This is a genomic window from Collinsella sp. Sow4_D11, from assembly GCF_052116465.1.
Classification (GTDB): Bacteria; Actinomycetota; Coriobacteriia; order Coriobacteriales; family Coriobacteriaceae; genus Collinsella.
Window position 1 is genome coordinate 1 of record NZ_JBQKLA010000066.1, and the last position, 963, is coordinate 963.

General features: G+C 33.9%; 1 protein-coding gene. It reads left to right on the forward strand.

Translation table 11 applies throughout. From position 1 onward, the window contains the following. The coding region (locus tag ACTQ40_RS10535) for an N-6 DNA methylase (RefSeq protein WP_441564118.1) at positions 1 to 963 on the forward strand (963 nt) is incomplete at both ends.

Here is a 963-nt window from a genome sequence, read left to right on the forward strand (position 1 = left end):
AGATAAAACTACTGAAAATGCTCCTTTCCAAACGGAACTTGAGTTTGAGTGGGATAAATTTGAAGGTGCTATTTTTGGTAAAATTGTTCAAAAAGTTGGAGATCGTAAATATCTTGAGAATTGGTCGAAAGATGTTGCTAAAATAGCAGAACGTCAAATTAACTGGATTAAAAATAAGTTATCAGATAAAAAAGATCCGATTAGTTTAGAATTTAAAAAGTTCGTTTCATCATTACAACATAATATCAACGAAAGTATTGATGAAAATCAAGCTGCGGAAATGCTCTCACAGCATTTAATTACAAAACCTATATTTGAGGCACTATTTTCGGAATATAGTTTTGTAAATCAAAACCCTGTCTCCCAAGCGATGGAATCGATTGTATCAGAGCTAGAAAAAGCTGGTTTTGCCAAAGAACAAGAAAACCTAGAGCCTTTATATGAATCTGTCAGAATGCGAGCTGAAGGTGTTGAAAAAGCAGAGCACAAACAAAAAATTATTGTTACTTTGTATGATAAATTCTTCAAAACTGCTTTTAAAGCAACGACTGAAAGATTAGGGATTGTCTTTACCCCAATTGAAGTGGTCGATTTCATTGTTCATTCCGTTGATGATGTTCTAAAAAAACACTTTGGAAAAGCTTTAGCGAGTAAAGATGTGCATATTTTAGATCCGTTTACAGGTACGGGGACGTTTATTGTTCGAACATCGACTTACCTAAAAGAACAAATGGATGCTGGAGAAATATCGTTAGCTGATATCACACGTAAGTTCATGAAAGAATTACATGCGAATGAAATTGTCTTGTTAAGCTATTACATTGCGGCCATTAACATTGAATCAACCTTTGATGAAATAAATGGTGATGAAGAAGGGTATATTCCTTTTGAAGGAGTCGTCTTAACAGATACCTTTGAAAGTACAGAGACAGAAGATACATTAGATGATGATTACTTTGGTAC